1 protein-coding gene and 1 pseudogene are annotated in these 2,462 nt (G+C 66.9%); one reads left to right on the forward strand and one right to left on the reverse strand.

Translation table 11 applies throughout. The features are described 5' to 3' along the window. The first annotated feature begins 12 nt into the window (after positions 1-12). Positions 13-1,209 carry an acetate kinase gene (locus VKI00_RS23310; protein ID WP_324441680.1) on the forward strand — a complete coding sequence of 399 codons (1,197 nt, stop codon included), beginning with the start codon at positions 13-15 and terminating at the stop codon, positions 1,207-1,209. A gap of 49 nt (positions 1,210-1,258) precedes the next feature. Here the strand turns inward: VKI00_RS23310 and VKI00_RS23315 are convergent. After that, a pseudogene (locus tag VKI00_RS23315) lies at positions 1,259-2,401 on the reverse strand (DUF1501 domain-containing protein). Between the last annotated feature and the right edge of the window lie 61 nt (positions 2,402-2,462).

Raw genomic sequence — 2,462 nt, forward strand, 5'->3', positions numbered from 1 at the left:
CACAGGGCGTCTATGATCGCTGAGAGCCGTGTCGTGCTGGTGATCAACTCCGGCTCGTCGTCGCTGAAATATCAACTGGTCGACCCTGACTCGGGCGCGTCGCGGGCGGTCGGCATCGTCGAGCAGATCGGCGAACAGTCGTCGTCGGCTCAGCTGGATGCCGGGAAGCATCATGTGGAACGCGTCGGCCGGGTCGCCGAACACGACGCGGCGCTGCGCTTGGCGTTCGACCTGCTGGCCGAGGCCGGCATTGAGCTGACGAGCTGCGGCCTGATGGCGGTCGGGCATCGGGTGGTGCACGGCGGCAACGACTTCTACCGGCCGACACTGGTGGACGACGCGCTGATCGCCAAGCTGAAGGAGCTCTCGCCGCTGGCGCCGTTGCACAACCCGCCGGCGGTGCTGGGAATCGAGGTGGCGCGCAAGCTGCTGCCCGACACCCCGCACGTCGCGGTGTTCGACACGGCGTTCTTCCACGACCTGCCCCCCGCGGCCGCGACTTACGCCATCGACCGCGGGTTGGCCGAGAAGTGGCAGATCCGGCGCTACGGATTCCACGGCACCTCGCACCATTACGTCAGCGAGCAGGCCGCTGTATTTCTGGGCAGGCCGCTGGACAGCATGAATCAGATTGTGCTGCATCTGGGTAACGGCGCATCAGCGTCAGCGATCGCCAAGGGCCGCCCCGTCGACACGTCGATGGGCTTGACCCCGATGGAGGGCCTGGTGATGGGCACCCGCAGCGGTGACGTCGACCCCGGCGTCATCGGCTACCTGTGGCGCGCCGCGAAGATGAGCGTCGAGGACATCGAGACGATGCTCAACCATCGCTCCGGGGTGTTCGGCCTGGCCGGCGAACTCGACTTCCGCCGGCTCCACGACATGATCGAATCCGGTGACAGCTCAGCACAATTGGCTTATGACGTGTTCATTCACCGGCTACGCAAGTACATCGGGGCATACCTGGCGGTGCTGGGACACACCGATGTGCTGAGCTTCACCGGTGGGATCGGCGAGAACGACCCGTCGGTGCGCCGCGACGCGCTGGCGGGGATGGCGGCGCTTGGTATCGAGGTTGATGAGCGGCGCAACGCCGGCCCGGCCGGCGGCACGCGGCGGATTTCCGCTGACGACTCGCCGATTGCGGTGTTGGTGATTCCAACCGATGAAGAACTGGCCATCGCCCGGTACTGCGTGCGGGTGATTTAGACCGGCGACGATGGGGGCCGTGGCTCGAGGAGGAGCCGGGCAATCGGATTTAGCCCAGGAAACCCACGCTCGTCCGGCCGGCCCGACCGACGGTGTGGGATCGGTCTCGATGGTGTGCGCCAGCAGGTCGTACTAGACGTCGCGAAAGTCCATTGGGTTTGAGGTCTCCGTTGTCGAGGTCCGTGGGGCTGGGTTCCTCGCCGTAGAACCCGCCCTTGATGGGTGTCCCGGCGACGAACACCGGCCCGGCGGTGCCGTGATCGGTGCCCTGGGACGCGTTGGCCGCCACCCTGCGCCCGAACTCCGAATACGCCAGCAAGACGACGCTCTTGCCGTAGCGGTCGGCGGACATGTCCCGCAGGAACGTGGCCACCGCTTCATCGAAGGAGCTGCAGCAGCCGCTGCTGGGTTTCGCGTTCGTCAGCGCGGGTGTCGAACCCGCCGAGCTGCACCATATAGACGCGGGACGGAACCCTTGCCCGCACCGCCTTGATCACCATGGCGAGCTGCGCGGCCAGCGGGTTGCGGTCCTTCTCGGACGCTTTGACCGGCGCGAAGGTCGTGTCGGTGGTACGGGTTGCGCGATAGGCTGCGCACACCGCCGACATGGCCGGGGTGTCACCTGAGTCGTCGACACCCGTCGCGTCCATCGTCGCGGCGAACCGCTCCTCGGATTTCGGGGTCCCGGCGGCTGAAAGGGGGGCGGCCGTGCATTTTTCGCCGACCGCGAGTGGGGCAACACGGCGCCGATACTGACCGCGCGCAGCGGGTCGTCACCGGTGGCGTCCAGCCACCGGCCGATCCAGCCGGTTGCGACGGGTTCGGCCGGCGACGCGGTCTGCCAGATATCCATGGACCGGAAGTGGCTGTGGTCAGGCTGGGTATAGCTCACGCGTGCACGATCGCCAAGTTCCGCTCGACCCACAACTCGTTCAGGCCTTTCAGCGCCGGATTGAGCCCCCACTGCTCATCCGGGTGCAGGACATCGCTGGGCATAGGCAAGTTCGGGGCGGGCGTCATGATAAACGTTGTCGGCGTAGGGAATCACGGTGTTGATGCCGTCGTTGCCGCCATAGAGTGTGACGATCACCAGGATGCCGCTGCCCTCGGCGAGCGGCCGGTCGTGTGCCGCGCGCAGCAGGTCGGGCCAGCTGACCGCCACCGGCCCGGACAGCAGGCCCAGCGCGCCCACGCCGGCGCTGGCGATCAGGAATCGGAGACGAGGTGGTGGCCAAGCTGGGCGACTATCTGTT

Source organism: Mycobacterium sp., assembly GCF_035314665.1.
Classification (GTDB): domain Bacteria; phylum Actinomycetota; class Actinomycetes; order Mycobacteriales; family Mycobacteriaceae; genus Mycobacterium.